Annotated in this window: 10 protein-coding genes and 1 tRNA gene; 8 read left to right on the top strand and 3 right to left on the bottom strand. The window is 64.0% G+C overall.

Annotated elements, in window-relative coordinates; all coding sequences use genetic code 11:
* Nucleotides 1-532 precede the first annotated feature (532 nt).
* Nucleotides 533-609 (bottom strand) — tRNA-Glu (locus HMPREF9452_RS06340).
* Nucleotides 610-885: 276 nt separating this feature from the next.
* Between HMPREF9452_RS06340 and HMPREF9452_RS06335 the strand changes: the two genes are divergently transcribed.
* Entirely contained in the window at nt 886-1,686 is an 801-nt protein-coding gene (locus HMPREF9452_RS06335; protein WP_009141301.1) for an SDR family NAD(P)-dependent oxidoreductase, read from the top strand.
* Nucleotides 1,687-1,760: 74 nt separating this feature from the next.
* Here HMPREF9452_RS06335 and HMPREF9452_RS06330 read toward each other — a convergent pair whose 3' ends face one another.
* Nucleotides 1,761-3,851 (bottom strand): glutamine synthetase III family protein, encoded by a 2,091-nt coding sequence (locus tag HMPREF9452_RS06330; protein WP_009141300.1) that lies wholly within the window; start codon nt 3,849-3,851, stop codon nt 1,761-1,763.
* 194 nt (nt 3,852-4,045) lie between these two features.
* Between HMPREF9452_RS06330 and gltB the strand changes: the two genes are divergently transcribed.
* Both gltB and HMPREF9452_RS06320 read left to right on the top strand, forming a co-directional pair.
* Nucleotides 4,046-8,659, top strand: coding sequence for a glutamate synthase large subunit (gltB, locus tag HMPREF9452_RS06325; RefSeq protein ID WP_009141299.1), 4,614 nt, complete (start codon nt 4,046-4,048; stop codon nt 8,657-8,659).
* A 3-nt stretch (nt 8,660-8,662) separates the two neighbouring features.
* Entirely contained in the window at nt 8,663-10,144 is a 1,482-nt protein-coding gene (locus HMPREF9452_RS06320; RefSeq protein WP_009141298.1) for a glutamate synthase subunit beta, read from the top strand.
* A gap of 643 nt (nt 10,145-10,787) precedes the next feature.
* Here HMPREF9452_RS06320 and HMPREF9452_RS06315 read toward each other — a convergent pair.
* On the bottom strand, nt 10,788-12,878 hold the full coding sequence (locus tag HMPREF9452_RS06315) for a glutamine synthetase III family protein (RefSeq protein WP_009141297.1): 2,091 nt from the start codon (nt 12,876-12,878) through the stop codon (nt 10,788-10,790).
* Between the two features lie 357 nt (nt 12,879-13,235).
* Here HMPREF9452_RS06315 and HMPREF9452_RS06310 point away from each other — a divergent pair, with 357 nt between their 5' ends.
* The 5 genes from HMPREF9452_RS06310 to HMPREF9452_RS12150 all read left to right on the top strand — a co-directional run.
* Nucleotides 13,236-14,108: a methylenetetrahydrofolate reductase gene (locus HMPREF9452_RS06310; protein ID WP_009141296.1), complete on the top strand. Its 873-nt coding sequence runs from the start codon at nt 13,236-13,238 to the stop codon at nt 14,106-14,108.
* Nucleotides 14,109-14,117: 9 nt separating this feature from the next.
* Nucleotides 14,118-14,891: a hypothetical protein gene (locus HMPREF9452_RS06305; RefSeq protein WP_009141295.1), complete on the top strand. Its 774-nt coding sequence runs from the start codon at nt 14,118-14,120 to the stop codon at nt 14,889-14,891.
* Between the two features lie 50 nt (nt 14,892-14,941).
* Nucleotides 14,942-17,464, top strand: coding sequence for a homocysteine S-methyltransferase family protein (locus HMPREF9452_RS06300; RefSeq protein WP_009141294.1), 2,523 nt, complete (start codon nt 14,942-14,944; stop codon nt 17,462-17,464).
* Between the two features lie 129 nt (nt 17,465-17,593).
* Nucleotides 17,594-18,958 carry a PFL family protein gene (locus tag HMPREF9452_RS06295; RefSeq protein WP_009141293.1) on the top strand — a complete coding sequence of 455 codons (1,365 nt, stop codon included), beginning with the start codon at nt 17,594-17,596 and terminating at the stop codon, nt 18,956-18,958.
* 390 nt (nt 18,959-19,348) lie between these two features.
* Nucleotides 19,349-19,550, top strand: a 202-nt coding sequence (locus HMPREF9452_RS12150) for a hypothetical protein (RefSeq protein ID WP_009141292.1), incomplete at its 3' end; no start/stop codon positions are given.

Raw genomic sequence — 19,550 nt, 5'->3', positions numbered from 1 at the left:
AGGCCGGGCCACGGGGTCGCGCCGGCGGCGTCGAGGCACGCCGCGAAGTGCAACCGCCGCCTGCAGGACAGGCGCGACGCCATGTCGCAGGCGGGAAAGAGGCCCTGCGTGGCGAACTGCGCGACGGCCCGCGAGATGGCCTGCTGGGTCTGGGCGATAGCGCTCATGGTCCGGTAGCGCCCGCGGCGAGATAGGAGTCCGACCCCGGGGCGCGCCGCGCTCGAGGCCGTTGGGAGGCCATTCCAGTTCCTTTTTCTGGGCAGCGGGGGACCGCCACGCCCGCCACGAGACTGCGATGAAGCCGGAGGCCCCCAGCCGTAGCAACGAAATGCGGTTCCGACCCGCGGATATTAGAGTGCCGAACGTGCGTCGAGCAGACACGCCCTCAAGCGGCGCGTCCCCCGGGTGAAGATAGGTCGTCCCCGCCCCCCGCGGTAGCTCCCCGGGGGCGGGGACGTTTTGCCACTTGACAATGTTCAACTCATATTAAAAATCCGGACCCCCGCCTTAGGAGATCCGGATACGCATCAAATGGTGCCCCCAACGGGATTCGAACCCGTGATATCCACCTTGAAAGGGTGGCGTCCTTGGCCGCTAGACGATGGGGACAGCGGTAGAAAGTATAGCAGAACTCCCACGATGTAAAAGAGTGCACAAAAAGATGACGATTACAAAGGCGGGACAAGACAAGGATCGAACCAATTTGTAACAAACTATTTGTTTTTCTACCAAACATATCGTTTGCCCTCTAGTTTCAACCTATCACCTATCTCGTCAGAAGTAAGCCGAATGAAACTGTAAGCCGTAGGGTATCTTTGCGCCATGCACCGGCATGCATATACATCCAACTCGCGGACGCTCCGCGACTATGAAAGGAGTTATGACATGGGATTGTTCACCGGCAAAACCGTTATCGTCACCGGCGGCGGCAAGGCGACCCTCAAGGATGGATCGGCGGGATCGATCGGCTACGGCATCGACATCGCTTTCGCCAAAGAGGGCGCCAACCTGGTAATTACCGGCCGCAACGTCGCCAAACTCGAGGCCGCCAAGGAATCCCTTGAGGCCGAGTACGGCGTCAAGGTCCTCCCCGTCCAGGCAGACATCTCTGCCGGTCAGGACAACGAGGCCATTGTTCAGCATGTAGTGGACGAGGCAATCGCCGCATTTGGGCGCATCGACGCCCTGGTCAACAACGCCCAGGCTTCTGCTTCCGGCGTTACCATCGCAGACCACTCCATGGAGCAGTTCGACCTAGCCATCTACTCGGGCCTGTACGCCACCTTCCTCTATATGCAGAAGTGCTACCCGCACCTCAAGGAGACCCGCGGCTCCGTAGTGAACTTCGCCTCTGGCGCCGGCCTCTTTGGCAACCTCGGCCAGTGCTCCTACGCCGCGGCCAAGGAGGGCGTCCGCGGCCTCACGCGCGTCGCGGCCAACGAATGGGGCCCGGATGGCATCAACGTCAACATCGTCTGCCCGCTTGCCTGGACCGCGCAGCTCGAGAACTTCCAGAACGCCTATCCGGAGGCCTTCGAGGCAAACGTCCATATGCCTCCCGCGGGCCACTACGGCAACGTCGAGACCGAGATCGGCCGCGTCGTCGTCCAGCTTTGCGGACCTGACTTCAAGTACATGAACGGCGAGACCGTCACCCTTGAAGGCGGCATGGGCCTGCGCCCGTAGGCAGCTGCCAGCGAATCAACATGAGGGCGGCGGGGTTCATCCCCCGCCGCCCTTTATCCACTAACTAGCGAAATCTACACGTAGAACAGGATGTCGTCGTAGGTGGGAACGGGCCAGTAGTCGGCGGCCACGATCTCCTCCATGGCGTCCACGGCAGCGCGCAGGCGCTCCATCGCGGGAGCGATTTCATGAGCATACATGTTGGCCTGCTGCTGAGCGTTCTCGATAGCCTCGGCCTGCTGGTGCAGGGCGTCAAGCGCCTTGATGGACTCGTTGATCTCCGTAACGCCGCTGCACAGCTTGTTCAGCGTGTTCTGCTCGCACTGCATCACGGCCTCGGCGCCGGCGGCGCGGATGGTCTCCAGGCCCTTGGCGACCTTGGTGGCGTACGCGGTGATGACGGGGCGATAGGTTCGGCGCGCCTCGCGGACCATGGTGGTCGCCTCGATGTTCATGAGCTTGTTGTACTTCTCGAGCTTGCAGTCATAGCGGCAGACGGCCTCGGCGTGAGACAGAACGCCCATGCTCTCAAACAGCTCGAGGTTCTTCGGCGCGATAAACGCGGGCAGAGCGTCGGCGGTGGTACGGTAGTTGCACAGTCCGCGCTTCTCGGCCTCGACAGGCCACTCGTCAGAGTAGCCGTCGCCCGAGAACAGGATGCGACGATGTGCACGCAGGTGCTCGGCACAGTAAGCAAGGGCCTTCTCCTGGAACTCATCGGCAGGGGTGCCCTCGAGCGCGTCGGCGAAGTCACGCAGCGCCTCGGCCACGGCGCAATCGAGCACCATGTTGGCATCGGATACGTTGGCCTCGGAGCCCACGGCGCGGAACTCGAACTTGTTTCCGGTGAAGGCGAAGGGGCTGGTGCGGTTGCGGTCCGTGTTGTCCTGCTCAAGGTCGGGGAGCACCACAGCGCCCAAGTCGATGACGCCGGTGGTGGCGTGGACCGACGCCTTGCCGTCCATGATCAGCTCGACTGCCTCGGTGAGCTGGTCGCCCAGGAAGATTGACATGATCGCCGGGGGAGCCTCGTTAGCGCCAAGGCGGTGGTCGTTACCGCAGCTGGCCACGCTGGCGCGCAGCAGGTCCTGGTACTTGTCGACGGCCTCGATCACCGCGGTCAAGAACACCACAAACTGCAGGTTCTCAAGCGGGGTGTCGCCCGGATCAAGCAGGTTCTCGTCCGCCGTGCCAATCGACCAGTTGTTGTGCTTACCGGATCCGTTGATGTCCTCGAACGGCTTCTCATGGAGCAGGCACACCAAATCGTGGCGACTGGCGATGAGCTTCATCTTCTCCATCGTAAGAAGGTTGTTGTCGACGGCCTCGTTCAGCTCGGTGTAGACCGGCGCGAGCTCGTGCTGGCAGGGCGCGACCTCGTTGTGCTTGGTCTTCGCGGGGATACCCAGCGCCCACAGCTCATCGTCCAGATCCTTCATGTAGGCGGAAACCGTGGGGCGGATGGCACCGAAGTAGTGCTCCTCCAGCTCCTGGCCCTTAGCAGGGGCGGCGCCAAATAGGGTGCGACCGGTGATGACCAGGTCACGGCGACGGCGGTAGGCGTCCTTCTTAATAAGGAAGTACTCCTGCTCGTCGCCAACGCTGGGGACAACCTTCTTGGGAGCCTTGCCAAAGAAGGCGAGAACGCGCTTGGCCTCGCGGTCGAGCGCCGTCATGGAGCGCAAAAGGGGCGTCTTCTTGTCCAGCGCCTCGCCGGTGTAGGAACAGAAGGCGGTGGGGATACACAGCACCTCGTCCTTGATAAAGGCGGGGCTGGTGGCGTCCCAAGCGGTGTAGCCGCGGGCCTCGAAGGTGGCGCGCAAGCCGCCGTTGGGAAAGCTCGAGGCGTCCGGTTCGCCCTTGATCAGAGCTTTGCCGGTAAATTTGGTAATCGCCGTACCATCGTGGTTGGGTTCCAGGAAGCTGTCGTGCTTCTCGGACGTGATGCCGGAGAGCGGCTGGAACCAATGGGCATAGTGCGTGGCCCCGTTGAGTAGGGCCCACTCCTTCATGGCATGGGCGACGGCGTTCGCCACGTCCAGGTCCAGGGGCTCCCCCTCCTCGATGGTAGCCGCGAGCTTCTTGTACACGTCCTTGGGCAGCCAGCGCTTCATGACGTCTTCGGAGAAGACCTTGGTGCCGAACCGTTCGGTAAGGTTGGACATGACTCGCTCCTTCCTGTCGCACCGCGGCATCGCCACGGCGTCTCTTGCGGATGACACTTTGGCAGACTAAGCAGAATTCGTTGCATGTGTGTTTCGAAACGTGCGGGCAACAAGAGCGTAAACGAATGGAAAAAACCCGCCCATAGCATGTTCAGCCGAACGATTGAGAAACGAGACATCGATTGGAGCACTCTATGGACGCTACGGATTCCAAAGACCCCGCGCAGCGAAGTTCCCATGTGAAGACGCTTTGGCGACCTGAATTTGAGCACGACGCCTGCGGCATCGGTGCGCTGGCAAACATCAATGGCCACAAAAGCCACCAGATTTTGGACGATGCACTCTCGGTGCTTGTCAACCTTGAGCATCGAGGCGGCGTCGGGCTGGAGCGCAACACCGGTGACGGCGCGGGCATCTTGTTCCAGGTTCCGCATCGCTTCTTCCGTAAAGAGGCTCAAAAATGCGGCCAGATCCTGCCGCAAGAAGGCGACTACGGCGTCGCCATGCTCTTTTTGCCGCAAGATGCCCAGGGCGTAAAAGATGCCAAGCGCGTCTTTGAGGAGGGCTGCGCCGCATGCGGCGTGCCCCTGCTGTTCTGGCGCCAGGTACCGGTCGACCCGCATGACCTGGGTTCCACCGCGCAGGCCTGCATGCCCACCATCATGCAGGCTTTCTTGGGCAGGCCCGACGGCGTGGGGGCGGGCGACGACTTTGAACGCGCCCTGTATATATGTCGCCGCACCATCGAGAAGCGCGCCGACGCCTGCCCCGCCCTTGAGGGCAAGATCTTCTATGCGTGCTCCATGTCCAGCCGCACCATCGTCTACAAGGGAATGTTGGTAGCAACCCAGATGCGCCGTTTCTATACGGACCTCAACGATGCCGCGGTCAAGACCGCCGTGGCCCTGGTCCACTCGCGCTACTCCACCAACACCACCCCTAGCTGGGAGCGCGCGCACCCCAATCGCTTCATCATCCACAACGGCGAGATCAACACGCTTAAGGGCAACGTCAACTGGATTCGCGCCCGCGAACCAAACCTGTACTCCCCCGTACTGCAAGGCGACCTGGACCGCGTGCTGCCCATCATCAATCGCGAAGGCTCCGACTCCGCGATCCTGGACAACGTACTTGAGTTCTTGGTCATGAACGGCCGTCCCATGACGCGCGCCGTCTCGCTGCTTGTGCCGGAGCCCTGGGACAACAACGACGCCCTCTCGCCCGAGCGCCGTGCCTACGACGCCTACCAATCCATGCTGATGGAACCCTGGGACGGCCCCGCCGCGATCGCCTTCACGGACGGCCGCACCCTGGGCGCCGCCCTGGACCGCAACGGCCTGCGCCCCGCTCGCTACTACGTCACCCGCGACGACCGCTTCCTGCTCTCCTCCGAAGTGGGCACCATCGAAATCGACCCCGCCAACGTGCTGACCAGCGGATGTTTGGGGCCGGGCGAGATGCTCGAGGTCGACATGCAGGCTGGCCGCGTGCGCTACAACGACCAGCTGCGCGACCAGATGGCAAAGCTCAAGCCGTTCCGTGATTGGATCGACGAAGAGACCATCACCCTGGACACCCTTGTGCAAGAGCAGCGCGACCGAGATTCCCAGCAGACTGCCAGCACAGAGGATGGGGGCGTTTCCCGCGCGGTGCGCGCCACCAAGCTGGGCATACACTGGGATGACGTGGACGAAATCCTGCGGCCCATGGCGACCACCGGTAAAGCACCGCTTGCCTCCATGGGCATCGACGCGCCCCTTGCCTGCCTCTCTGGAAAGACGCGCTCATTCTTCGACTACTTCTATCAGCTCTTCGCCCAGGTCACCAATCCGCCCATCGATGCGCTGCGCGAGGCCCACGTCACCTCTACGGTGCTCTACCTGGGCAACCATGGCAACCTGCTTGAGGACTGCCGCAACACCTGCCAGCTCATCCGCTTGGATGCGCCGCTGCTGACGCAAGAGCAGTTCGATAGCATCGTCTCCATCAAGCGCACCGGCTTCAAGAGTGCCCGCTTCCGCGCCGTGTTCAAGCACGATGGCGGCGATGGCGCGCTTGAAGAGGCCTTGGAACAGCTAGGCGCCCAGGTTGAGGCCGCCGTGCGAGATGGCGCAAACATCATCGCCCTATCCGATCGCGCCGGCGCGGATGAGCTGCCCATTCCGTCGCTTCTAGCCGTGTCCTCCGTCCACAACCACCTCATTAGGCGCGGCCTTCGCACCTTTGCAGACATTATTGTGGAATGCGGCGACGCACTGTCCTCGCACGACTTCTCCGCCCTGGTTGGCTACTCTGCCAGCGGCATCTTCCCTTATGAAGCCCATGCCCAGATCGCGGCAATGGCGCAGGAGGGCGACCTTGCAGACGCATCCGGCCGCGCGCTGAGCACCCAGGAGGCCATCGCCAACTACAACCGAGCCGCCGTCGCGGGCATGGTGGGCATCATGTCCAAGATGGGCATCTCCACGGCGCAGAGCTACCATTCCGCCCAGATCTTCGAGGCGGTCGGTCTTGCGGACGGCCTCATCAACCGCCACTTCACCGGCACCGTAAGCCGCGTTGGCGGACTTGACCTGCCCCAGATCCAAGACGAGATGGAGCGCCGCTACGACGCGGCGCAGGCGATCACCCGCTCTCCCGCACCGGACGAGCTGCGAACCCTGGGCCTTACCACCTGGCGTCCGCTGGACGGCGAGGACCATCTCATCGACCCGCAGACCATCTACCTGCTGCAGCGCGCCGTCCGCACGGACAGCGCCGAGGACTTTGCCGCCTACAGCGCGCGCCTGCATCGCCCGGGTCGCTGCGTTCGCTTGCGCGACCTTTTGGACTTCAACGCAGCCGGCCGCAAACCCCTGCCGCTTGACCAGGTGGAGAGCGCCCGCAGCATCGTCACCCGTTTCAACACCGGTGCCATGAGCTACGGCTCTATCAGCCAAGAAGCCCACGAATGCATGGCCATCGCCATGAACCGTTTGCACGGACGCTCCAACTCCGGCGAGGGCGGTGAAGACCCGCGCCGCGAGGCGCCGCTAGCCAACGGCGATTCCAAGAACTCCGCCATCAAGCAGGTGGCGAGCGGACGCTTTGGCGTCACCAGCCGCTACCTTGCAAGCGCCACGGAAATCCAGATCAAGATGGCACAGGGCGCCAAGCCCGGCGAGGGCGGCCACCTGCCCGGCAAGAAGGTATATCCCTGGATCGCCGAGGTGCGCCGTTCGACCCCCGGTATCGGCCTCATCTCTCCCCCACCCCACCACGACATCTACTCCATCGAGGACCTGGCAGAGCTTATCTTTGACCTCAAGTGCGCCAATCCCGGCGCGCGCATCAGCGTCAAGCTGGTCAGCGAGGCCGGCGTGGGCACCATCGCTACCGGCGTGGCCAAGGGCGCTGCCAACAAGATCTTGATCAGCGGCCACAACGGAGGCTCCGGCGCCGCGCCGCGCGACTCCATTTGGCATGCGGGCCTGCCTCTTGAGCTCGGCCTTGCCGAGGCCCAGCAGACGCTGGTGCAAAACGGCCTGCGCTCCCGCGTGGTGCTGGAGGCGGACGGCAAGCTTATGGACGGCACCGACGTTGCCGTTGCCTGTCTGCTTGGCGCCGAGGAGTTCGGCTTCGCCACCATGCCGCTTATCGCCATGGGCTGCCTTATGCAGCGCGATTGCCAGCAGGACACCTGCCCCGCGGGCATCGCCACGCAGAACTGCCGCCTGCGCCACGGATTTGCCGGCAAGCCCGAGCACGTCGAGCGCTTCATGCTCTTTGTTGCCGAGCAGCTGCGCGAGGTCATGGCGCGCCTTGGGTTCGCCACGGTGGACGAGATGGTTGGTCACGTGGAGTGCCTGCACCAGGTAGAGGTAGAGGGCAACGACAAGGCGAACCTCATCGATCTGTCCGCTGTGCTGGCACCGGCCGTCTGCAGCTTCGGCCGTCACCTGCCCGGTGCCGACGTATGCCACTACCTGCCCGAGATGGCGGCGGACTCCCAGCTCGAGCGTACGCTTGACGCAACCCTCTTCATCCCCCACACCGCGGAGGCGCGCGAGCACCTGCGCCCGGTTCGCTTCCATGCGGACATCGCCAACATCAACCGCTGCGTGGGCACCATGCTGGGCCATGCGGTCACCTCCGCTCATCCGGACGGCCTGCCCGCGGGTTCCATCACCATCGACTGCGATGGGTCGGCTGGCCAGAGCTTTGGCGCCTTCCTGCCCGCAGGCATCACCTTGAACGTTGAGGGCGATGCCAACGACTACTTTGGCAAGGGCCTCTCCGGCGGCGAGCTCTCCGTGCGTCCCAAGGCCACCGCGAGCTATAAGTTCGACGAGAACGTTATTGTGGGCAACGTCGCTCTTATTGGCGCCACCAGCGGCCGCGCCTACATCAACGGCCTTGCCGGCCAGCGCTTCGCCGTGCGCAACTCCGGCGCCGTCGCGGTGGTCGAGGGCGTGGGCAACTGCGGCTGCGAGTACATGACCGGCGGATGCGTGCTGATACTGGGCGAGGCTGGCCACAACTTCGCCGCGGGCATGACCGGCGGCATCGCCTACGTCTATGACGAGTACGGCACCCTGCCCAGCCGCATCAACGACGGCGGCATTGCGCTGCGCACGCCCACTCAGGCGGAACTCGGCCAGATCCGCACCCTGCTCGAGGAGCACGTCGCCGCAACGCAGAGCCCGCGCGGTATCAAGCTGCTCTATCGCTTCGACGCCATCAAAGACCGCTTTGTCAAGGCAATCCCCACCGATTACGAACGCGTCATGCAGCAGTCCGCCAACGCCAGCTACCAGAAGGAGGCCTAGGCCATGGGTAAACCGGGAGCCTTTCTCGACATCGATCGCGCGGCCAGCAAGCTGCGCCCTATATCCCAGCGCGTTCGCGACTTCGACCCGCTCTATGAAGAGCTGGACCAGGACGCGCGCCGCGCCCAGGCCAGCCGTTGCATGAAGTGCGGCGTGCCGTTTTGCCAGGTAGGCGCATCGTTTGGCAAGGCGCGCCCCAGCGGTTGCCCCCTGCACAACCTCATCCCCGAGTGGAACGAGCTGATCTATCGCGGCAAATGGGACCATGCCGCCGCGCGACTCGCCCTCACCAGCCCGCTGCCCGAATTCACCAGCCGCGTGTGCCCCGCACTTTGTGAGGCGGCCTGCAACCTGGGCACGGTCAACGGCGAGCCCACCACCATTCACGATAACGAGCGCGCTATCTCGGATTGGGAATGGGCCAACGGCGGCCCCGCCCGCTTCGAGCCCGCGCAAAAGGGCGCCCCGCGCGTCGCCGTGGTGGGCTCCGGCCCCGCCGGCCTCGCCTGCGCCTGGGAGCTCGCTCGCCGCGGCGCGCAGGTTGCCGTCATCGAGCGCGATGACCGCGCAGGCGGCCTACTTATGTACGGCATCCCCAACATGAAACTCGAGAAGAGCGTGGTCACGCGCCGCACAGATCTTATGGAAGAGCTTGGTGTTGAGTTCTACCTCGGCACGGATGCCGCCGACCCCACGGTAGCCAAGCAGCTGTTGGACGAATTCGACGCAGTGGTTATCGCCGCCGGCTCGCGCGCCGCTCGCGGCATCACCGGCCAGGGCGCGCAGGGCCAGGGCGTGGTCTACGCCGTGGACTACCTCACGGACGCCACGCGCTCGCTACTCGAGGACGCCGTGCCCCAGATCAGCGCGGAAGGGCTGGACGTTGTGGTGATTGGCGGCGGAGACACGGGCAACGACTGCGTCGGCACCGCCGTGCGCCAGGGCGCGCGCTCAGTCACCCAGCTCGAGTTCTTGCCGAAGCCGCCGCAAAAGCCCTTAAGCTCCAACCCCTGGCCCGAGTGGCCCAACGTGCTTAAGACGGACTACGGCCAGCAGGAGGCCATCGACCTCATGGGCGGCGAGATGCGCTCTTGGGCCGTCGACACCCTTGAGATTGCGCGCGACGAGTCCGGGGCCGCAACCGGCGCTGTTGTGGTCGACCTTGATTGGAGCACCGGCAAGCCCCAGCGCCTTGAAGACACCGAGCGCACGCTGCCCGCGCAGCTGGTGCTGATCGCATGCGGCTTCACCGGACCGGAGGCAAGCGTATTCGACGCCTTTGGCGCCAGCGTCTCTGCCCAGGGACGTCCCCTGCCCGTCATGGAAGACGATTCCCACCGCTGCGCCGTCGAGGCGCGGAACGCAACAGGCGCAGCCGCAATCTTCGCATGCGGCGATGCGCGCACCGGCTCCTCGCTGGTGGTCAACGCCATCGCAGACGCCATGGCATGTGCGGACGAGGTGACACGAGAGCTTGGCCTGTAGATAAATCGTAGCCAACTCGCTGGAACGCGCATACTGTACGCATGATATGAGGGCGGCAGGGGCCATCCCGCGGTGCGTTTGGCGCTCATCGCGCCCCAGGGCACCGCGCGACGAAACCCCGCCGCCCTTTTGCGTCGCGCGCCAGCCATTCGCGCGGTAAATGACCAGGACGATCATCAGGTATCGGGAGACTTGGGCCAAACAACGCGTTAGCGCGAAACGGCCGGCGTGCCAAATAATCGCTTAGTGCGGAGGTTAGGGCAAATAGTCGCTTAGTGCGGTTCAAATCGTGTCAAATAGTGCGTTAGTGCGGTCCGGACGAGAGATAGCAATGGTACCTTATGAATAGGGCGTCCGCATCGCCCGTGCTAGAAGGATCGGGCGATGTTGCTCGATGTATAATAGGGGAGGCCTGCCGGGCCTCCCCTATCCCGCACTAACGCACTATTTGTCCTAACCTCCGCACTAAGGCGTTTTTTGACATCCCCGCCCCTTCCGCACTAAGGCGCAATTTGGCACAGCAGCCCCTCTCAACAGCAAAAGCGGCGGAGTTTTCACCACGCGGTGCCCTGAGGCGCGAAGAGCGCCGAACGCACCGCGGGATGAAATCCCCCGCCGCCATTTATCTGTTGAATATCGAGAGCTACACGTAGAACAGGATATCGTCGTAGGTGGGCACCGGCCAGTAGTCGGCGGCCACGATCTCCTCCATGGCGTCCACGGCAGCGCGCAGCTCCGCCATAGCGGGCGCGACCTTGTGCGCGTAGACCTCTGCCTGAGCCTGCCCATCAACGATGGCCTCGGCATTCTTGTGGAGCTCGTCCAGCACCTTGATGCAGTAGTTGATCTGGGTAATGCCGCAGCACAGCTCATTCAAGGTGTCCTGCTCGCACTGCATCACGGCCTCGGCGCCGGCGGCGCGGATGGTCTCCAGGCCCTTGGCGACCTTGGTGGCGTACGCGGTGATGACGGGGCGATAGGTTCGGCGCGCCTCGCGGACCATGGTGGTCGCCTCGATGTTCATGAGCTTGTTGTACTTCTCGAGCTTGACCTCGTAGCGGCACACCGCCTCCGCCTCGGTAAGCACGCCCATCTCGGCAAAGAGCGCCAGGTTCTTGGGCGCCACAAACTGCGGCAAGGCCTCGGCGGTGGTGGGCAGGTTGAACAACCCGCGTTCCTCCGCTTCCTTATGCCACGCCTCGGAGTAGCCATCGCCCGAGAACAGGATGCGACGATGCGCACGCAGGTGCTCGGCGCAGTACTCAAGGGCCTTCTCCTGGAAGTCCCCGGCAGGGGTACCCTCGAGCGCGTCGGCGAAATCGCGCAGTGCCTGGGCCACGGCAGTATCCAGCACCATGTTGGCATCGGACACGTTGGCCTCCGAGCCCACGGCGCGGAACTCGAACTTGTTGTTGGTGAAGGCGAAGGGGCTGGTGCGGTTGCGATCCGTGTTGTCCTGCTCCAGATTGGGCAGCACCACGGCGCCAAGGTCGAGCGTATCGGTGGTGGCGTGGACAGATGCCTCGCCGTCCATGATCATCTCGACCACCTCGGTGAGCTGGTCGCCCAGGAAGATGGACATGATAGCCGGCGGCGCCTCATCCGCGCCCAAGCGGTGGTCGTTGCCGCAGCTTGCGACGCTGGCGCGCAGAAGGTCCTGGTACTTGTCGACGGCCTCGATCACCGCGGTCAAGAAGACGATGAACTGCAGGTTCTCTTCGGGCGTGTCGCCCGGATCCAGCAGGTTCTCGTCCGCCGTACCCAGCGACCAGTTGTTGTGCTTACCGGAACCGTTGATGCCCTCGAACGGCTTCTCGTGCAGCAGGCACACCAGGTCGTGGCGGCTGGCGATGAGCTTCATCTTCTCCATGATGAGCAGGTTGTTATCCACGGCCTCGTTCAGCTCCGAGTACACCGGAGCCAGCTCGTGCTGGCAGGGGGCGACCTCGTTGTGCTTGGTCTTGGACGGGATGCCCAGGGCCCACAGCTCGTCATCCAGATCCTTCATGTAGGCGGAAACCGTGGGGCGGATGGCACCGAAGTAGTGCTCCTCCAGCTCCTGGCCCTTGGCGGGCGCGGCGCCAAAGAGGGTGCGGCCGGTGATGACCAGGTCGCGGCGCTTACGGTAAGCGTCCTTCTTGATAAGGAAGTACTCCTGCTCGTCGCCCACGTTGGGGACTACCTTCTTGGGATGCTTGCCAAATAGCGCCAGCACGCGCTTGGCCTGCACGTCCAACGCCGTCATGGAGCGCAGGAGAGGGGTCTTCTTGTCCAGCGCCTCGCCGGTGTAGGAGCAGAAGGCGGTGGGAATGCACAGGACGTCGTCCTTGATGAAGGCGGGGCTGGTGGCGTCCCACACGGTGTAGCCGCGGGCCTCGAAGGTTGCGCGTAGGCCGCCGTTGGGGAAGCTCGAGGCGTCGGACTCGCCCTTGATCAGCGCCTTGCCGGAGAACTTGGTAAACGCGGTGCCGTCCTGGTTGGGCTCCAAGAAGCTATCGTGCTTCTCGGACGTGATGCCGGAGAGCGGCTGGAACCAGTGGGCGTAGTGCGTGGCGCCGTGCAGCATCGCCCATTCCTTCATCGCGTGGGCGACGGCGTTGGCAACGTCCAGATCCAGCGGCTCGCCCTCTTCGATGGTCTTGGCGAGTTTCTTGTACACGTCCTTGGGCAACCAGCGCTTCATCTCGTCCTCAGAGAAGACCATGGTTCCAAAGCGCTCGGTAAGGTCGGCCATACAGAACTCCCTTCGGGTGGGCACGGCGGCGCCTCGAGATGCTTCAACCGTGCGGCGGATCCAGCAAACGATACATTATGGTATGCATGCAATGTTTACCGCATATTACCAGCGTCATTTGGACTTATGTACGCTGGACGAGAAATCACCCCAGAAAGCATAGCCGCACGGCATCGCCCGCAGCCGCGCGCGGCCACCGCGCAAGCCACCGCAACAGCAGCCGCACGGCAAATGCGAGCGGCGGCCAGCCCGCGCGCCTTTTGGTAACCAACTCGTATCGCGCCCGAGCGCAAAGCCGCAGCGCATCCGCCCTGCGGTATAGTGATTCGCTAAAACGCTTGGAAGGAGACCGCATCAATGAGAGTCGACCAAATCTTTGAACAGGCAAAAGCCGCTGGCGCGCAGCCCGTATCGTTTGAGATGTTTCCGCCCAAGGGCGAGATGACGCTCGAGCGCGCCCGCGAGGTCGCGGGCTCCTTCTCGCAGCTTAACCCCGACTTCATCAGCGTCACCTATTCCGCCGGTGGATCGGGCAACAACGGGGCCACCACCAAGATCGCTCAGATGATCGACGCCGACTTTGGCATCCCCTCCGTCGCGCATCTCACCTGCATCTCGCTCAAGCGCGCCGACCTTCTCGCCAAGATAGACGAGATGCGCGCCGCGGGCATCCAAAACGTCCTGGCACTGCGTGGAGACGTTCCGCAGGGAGCCCCCACCGGCCCGGGCTGCGCAGACTACCGCTACGCCAAAGACATCATTCCCCACTTGGTCGACGCCAGCTTTTGCGTGGGAGCCGCCGCCTATCCGGAAGGCCATATCGAATGCGACGACCTTGAGCTCTCCGTGCGCCAACTTAAAGAGAAGCAAGACGCCGGCGCCTCTTTCTTGGTGACGCAGCTCTTCTTTGATAACCAGTACTTCTACCGCTTCCGCGAGCTGGCAGAACGCGCCGGCATCACCGTGCCCATCACCGCCGGCATCATGCCGTTTATGGGCAAGCAGCAGATCAGCCGCATGGTCTTCATGTGCGGCGCCTCGCTGCCCTCGCCCGTGATCAAACTGCTCGCCCGCTATGAGGACGATGCGGACAGCCTGCGCGCCGCCGGCATCGAGTACGCGTGCCGCCAGCTTGAGGACCTTGCCGCCAACGGCGTCGACGGCCTACACATCTACACCATGAACCGCGCGGACGTGGCCGGCGCCGCCATGAGCGCGCTGCGCGCCTAGGCAGACCCCATGGCATCCACTGCCGCGCCGTCGCTATTCGACCCCCTGGTTTGGCGCCCCTCATCGGATGGCGCCCCCGCGCTCAGCCGCTCCGAGATGTTGCGCTACCTGGGCTATTCCGGCCAAGAACTCGATCAAGACCTGCAGCAACGCATAGAGGACGCCGCAGCGGGCGTGGCAGCAGACGCGCGCATCTGCGGCGTCCGTCGCGTCTTCTCCGTCGACGCCTCGGCTTTGGACGAGCAGGGGGACCCCTGCATCGCGCTTGAGAACACCTGCGTACGATTGCGCGGACGCGACATCTTTCGCCATCTAAAAGACGCTCGCTACGCCGCCCTTATCTGCTGCACGCTCGGCATGCAGACCGAGAGGAGGCTGCGCGCCATGGGCGCGGGCGACGCACTCGACGCGGCACTGTACGATGCCGCGTGCTCCGCATACGCAGAGGACGCCGTCGAGATACTCGATGCGGATACACGCGAAGCCGGACTTGCCAACGGACTGAACGCTAACTGGCGCTTTAGCTGCGGCTACGGAGACTGCCCCCTCGATGCCCAGCCGGCAATCCTGGCCGCCCTCAACGCCCAGCGCCTCTGCGGCATCACCGCAACGCCCACCAACCTGCTGCTTCCCAGCAAAAGCATCACCTGCGTTATCGGCTTGTTCGAGGGCCCGGTCCACGATGCGCAAACGCGCCCCACCTGTTCCATCTGCCGTCTGCGGCCCTCGTGCGCTTTTCGCGCTCGCGGTACCACCTGCTACCAAAAAGCGAGCGCGCACTAATATGTAGTCGCCGCAACAGCGCCCGCCCAGCCTTCCATGATTGGATACCCATGACCATCGTCCAAAGCACCCAAGCCTACACACCCCGCACGCTGGACACCCTGCGTATCGCGGATGATAACCTGCGCGCAGCCCTTGAAGGCCGCCGCCATCTGCTTTTCGATGGCGGCATGGGTACCATGCTGCAAGCGGCGGGCCTTAAGGCGGGCGCCCTCCCCGAGCTGCTCTGCCTTACCAATCCAGACGCCATTACCCGCGTCCACGCCGCCTATGTCGCGGGCGGCAGCGAAGTTGTCACCACCAATACCTTTGGCGCCAACGCGCTCAAGCTTCACGGAGAGGCCACGGTCGAAGAGGTCTTTAACGCCGCAGTCGCCTGCGCGCGCGCCGCCGGCGCCCGCTACGTCGCAGGCGACATCGGTCCGCTTGGCACCCTGCTTCGCCCGCTGGGCACCATGGGTTTTGACGAGGCATACGATTACTTCGCACAAGAAGCCCGCGCCGCCCAGGCAGCCGGCTGCGACCTTATCATTATCGAGACCATGACGGACCTGGCAGAGATCAAGGCAGCGGTGCTCGCCGCAAAGGAGAACTGCGATCTGCCCATTTTCGCTACCATGACCTTCGAGGCGGACGGCCGCACGTTCCTGGGCACTTCGCCGGACATCGCCGCCATCACCCTCGATGCCCTGGGCGCGGACGTAGTGGGCATCAACTGCTCGCTGGGCCCAGCGGAGCTTCGCCCCTTCGCCAGGACGATGCTCGCTGTTACGGCCAAGCCCGTTATGGTCCAGGCAAACGCCGGCTTGCCCCACGTGGAAGACGGCTGCACCGTTTTCGATATCGATCCGCAATCCTATGCGGCTGCCGTGGCAAACATGGTTGAGGACGGCGTCGGCATCATAGGCGGCTGCTGCGGAACCAATCCGGACTACATCCGCCTGCTCGCCGACATCATCGCCGACCGCGCTCCGCAGCAGCGCCCCGCCCCCGCGTCGTTTACGGTCACGGGCGCCCAACGCCTGGTAGAGCTGCCGCAAGACAGCCACCGCGTCGCCGTCATCGGCGAGCGCATCAACCCTACCGGCAAAAAACGCCTGCAAGCGGCCCTGCGCGAGGGCAACCTGGATTACGTTGTCGGCCAGGGCATCAGCCAGCAGGAGCAGGGCGCCGACGTACTCGACGTCAACGTCGGCCTACCCGGCATCGATGAGCCCCGCATGATTGCACGGGCCGTCGAGGCCCTGCAGGGCGCCACGCTGCTGCCCCTGCAGATCGACTCCACCAACGCAGACGCCATCGAGGCCGGCGTGCGCGCATACGCGGGCAAGCCCATCATCAACTCCGTCAACGGCAAGCAAGAGGTGCTCGACGCCGTGCTGCCCATCGCCGCCCATTACGGCTGCAACGTCATCGGCCTTACGCTGGACGAGGACGGCATCCCCGCAACCGCAAGCGAGCGCGTGGCCATCGCCCGTCGAATCATCGACGAAGCCGCCCGCTACGGCATTAGCCGCGAGCGCATCCTCATCGACTGCCTGGTCATGACCGCCTCGACCAACCAGGCGCAGGTAACGGAGATCTTGCGGGCCGTCACCCTTTGCCGCCAGGAGCTCGGCGTGCACTGCACGCTGGGTGTCTCCAACGTCAGCTTTGGCCTGCCCGCACGCGAGCTGCTCAACGCCACGTTCCTCGCCGCCGCCTTTGGCGCCGGGCTGGACGCCCCCATCATGAACCCCGGCTCCCAACGTTACATGGATGCCGTGTACAGCTACCGCGTCCTCAACGCAGAAGACCTGGGCTCCGCCCAGTTCATCGAGTGCTACGCCGGCTGGAATGACCCCTACAAGGTCCCCGTCAACGTCGCTTCAACCCCTACCGTCCCCTCGTCCACCGCACCGGCGACATCGCCCAACACCGCGCCTTCTCCAGCCAGCGCAACCAGCGCCCAGGGCAACGGCGAGCTGCACCACCTGGTTCTCAGCGGCAGAAAGGCAGACGTGCCCGCGCTGGTGCGCGACCTGCTTGCCGAACATGACGCCATGGACGTGATCGACCGCATGCTCATTCCCGCTTTGGACGAGGTGGGCGATAAGTTTGACCGCGGCGAGTTCTTCTTGCCCCAGCTTATGGCCTCCGCCGAGGCGGCACGCGCCGGATTCGATACCATTCGCGACCTCATGCCCGCCGGCAACGTGGCCGATAAGGGCAAGATCGCGCTGGCTACCGTCAAGGGCGACATCCATGACATCGGCAAGAATATCGTCAAGATGCTGCTGGAAAACTACGGCTACCGCGTTTACGACTTAGGACGAGACGTTGACCCCCAGGTGGTGCTTGACGCCGTGCGGCAGCACGATATCCCCCTGGTGGGCCTTTCGGCCCTCATGACCACCACCGTGACCAACATGGAAGAGACCATCGCCCTGCTACGCCGCGAGGCTCCGGGCGTGCGGGTCTTTGTGGGCGGCGCGGTCCTCACACCCGAGTACGCCCGGCAGATAGGTGCGGACTTCTACGCCAAGGACGCCGCCGAATCCGCCCGCATCGCGGAGCGCGTCTTCGCAAAGTAGCCCTCAATGGTTTCCAATGGTTTCCAAGCGGTTATGTTCTGCAGAAATGCGGCGTGAGGCCTGTTGTTCCGTATACAGCAATATAGAATAGAAACATTCGTCAATCTCATACAACGACAGGAGAGGCGCATGTCGATCACGCCCGCAGAAATCGCCGAGACACGCGGAATGGTCTCCGAGCAAAACCTCGACATCCGCACCATCACCATGGGCATCTCGCTTATGGGTTGCGCGGACGAGAACCTTGAGCGCATGTGCACCAAGGTGTACGACCACATCACCACCACCGCGGAGCATCTGGTCGAGACGGCCGAGAGCCTTGAGCGCGAGTACGGCATCCCCATTGTGAACAAGCGCGTCTCCGTTACCCCCGTGGCGCAGATCGCCGCCGCCTGCAAGGACACCGACCTGGTACCCCTTGCTCACGCTCTTGACCGCGCGGCCGAGACCCTGGGCATCGATTACCTGGGCGGTTACTCCGTGCTGGTTCACAAGGGCATTGGCGATGCCGACCGTCGCCTGATGAACTGCATTCCCCAGGCATTGAACGAGACCAGCCGCGTTTGCTCCTCCGTCAACGTGGCGAGCCTGCGCGCCGGCATCAACATGGACGCCGTGCTGCTGTGCGCCCAGATTATCCAGGAAGCCGCGCGCCTTACGCAGGACCGCGAGTGCGTTGGTGCTTCCAAGTTTGTCTGCTTCGCCAACATGGTCGAGGACTCCCCCTTCATGGCGGGCGCCGTCCATGGCTCCGGCGAGGCCGACGCCGTCATCAACGTCGGCGTCTCCGGCCCGGGCGTCATGGCCGCGGCGCTTGAGGAGCTGCCCGAATCCGCCAATATGATGGAGGTCGCCGAGAAGATCAAGCAGACCGCCTTCAAGATTACCCGCGCCGGCGAGCTCATGAGCCGCGAGGCCGCCCGCCGTTTGGGCGTCGAGAAGGGCATTGTCGACCTGTCGCTGGCCCCCACCCCGGCCATCGGCGACTCCGTGGCGCGCATTCTGGAGATCATCGGCGTTGGCCAGTGCGGCGGCCCCGGCACCACTGCCGCCCTTGCCCTGCTCAATGACTGCGTAAAGAAGGGCGGCGTCATGGCCAGCTCTTCGGTGGGCGGCCTTTCCGGCGCCTTCATCCCCGTCTCCGAGGACGCGGGCATGATCGCCGCCGCAGAATCCGGCGCGCTGTGCCTGGAGAAGCTCGAGGCCATGACCTGCGTTTGCTCCGTTGGCCTGGACATGATCGCCATCCCCGGCGACACCCCCGTGGAGGCCATCGCCGGCATCATCGCGGACGAGATGGCCATCGGCGTGATCAACAACAAGACCACCGCTGTACGCATCATCCCCGCCTTCGGCAAGAAGGAGGGCGAGAGCGTGGAGTACGGCGGGCTCTTTGGTCGCGCGCCCATCATGCGCGTTAACCCTCACGCCGGCACCGTCTTCGCCCACCGCGGCGGCCGCTTCCCCGCCCCGCTCAACAGCTTGAAGAACTAGCTTTAACGCGTACACTCGCAATCAATCGATCAAAGAGACCGTCTCGCACTTAGGAGGCGGTCTCTTTTTAATATGAGTTGAACATTGTCAAGTGGCAAAACGTCCCCGCCCCCGGGGAGCTACCGCGGGGGGCGGGGACGACCTATCTTCACCCGGGGGACGCGCCGCTTGAGGGCGTGTCTGCTCGACGCACGTTCGGCACTCTAATATCCGCGGGTCGGAACCGCATTTCGTTGCTACGGCTGGGGGCCTCCGGCTTCATCGCAGTCTCGTGGCGGGCGTGGCGGTCCCCCGCTGCCCAGAAAAAGGAACTGGAATGGCCTCCCAACGGCCTCGAGCGCGGCGCGCCCCGGGGTCGGACTCCTATCTCGCCGCGGGCGCTACCGGACCATGAGCGCTATCGCCCAGACCCAGCAGGCCATCTCGCGGGCCGTCGCGCAGTTCGCCACGCAGGGCCTCTTTCCCGCCTGCGACATGGCGTCGCGCCTGTCCTGCAGGCGGCGGTTGCACTTCGCGGCGTGCCTCGACGCCGCCGGCGCGACCCCGTGGCCCGGCCTCGGCTTCTTGGGGTGGCGCGTCGACATCGGCACGT

The sequence above is a fragment of the Collinsella tanakaei YIT 12063 genome (assembly GCF_000225705.1).
GTDB lineage: Bacteria > Actinomycetota > Coriobacteriia > Coriobacteriales > Coriobacteriaceae > Collinsella > Collinsella tanakaei.
This window is presented reverse-complemented; position numbering and strand designations above follow the sequence as displayed.

Excerpts from the sequence above, each read along its gene's own strand:
- HMPREF9452_RS06305 (WP_009141295.1), top strand. The coding sequence starts at position 14,118 with ATGGCATCCACTGCCGCGCCGTCGCTATTCGACCCCCTGGTTTGGCGC.
- HMPREF9452_RS06330 (WP_009141300.1), bottom strand. The coding sequence starts at position 3,851 with ATGTCCAACCTTACCGAACGGTTCGGCACCAAGGTCTTCTCCGAAGAC.
- HMPREF9452_RS06315 (WP_009141297.1), bottom strand. The coding sequence starts at position 12,878 with ATGGCCGACCTTACCGAGCGCTTTGGAACCATGGTCTTCTCTGAGGAC.
- HMPREF9452_RS06310 (WP_009141296.1), top strand. The coding sequence starts at position 13,236 with ATGAGAGTCGACCAAATCTTTGAACAGGCAAAAGCCGCTGGCGCGCAG.
- HMPREF9452_RS06320 (WP_009141298.1), top strand. The coding sequence starts at position 8,663 with ATGGGTAAACCGGGAGCCTTTCTCGACATCGATCGCGCGGCCAGCAAG.
- HMPREF9452_RS06300 (WP_009141294.1), top strand. The coding sequence starts at position 14,942 with ATGACCATCGTCCAAAGCACCCAAGCCTACACACCCCGCACGCTGGAC.
- gltB (WP_009141299.1), top strand. The coding sequence starts at position 4,046 with ATGGACGCTACGGATTCCAAAGACCCCGCGCAGCGAAGTTCCCATGTG.
- HMPREF9452_RS06295 (WP_009141293.1), top strand. The coding sequence starts at position 17,594 with ATGTCGATCACGCCCGCAGAAATCGCCGAGACACGCGGAATGGTCTCC.
- HMPREF9452_RS06335 (WP_009141301.1), top strand. The coding sequence starts at position 886 with ATGGGATTGTTCACCGGCAAAACCGTTATCGTCACCGGCGGCGGCAAG.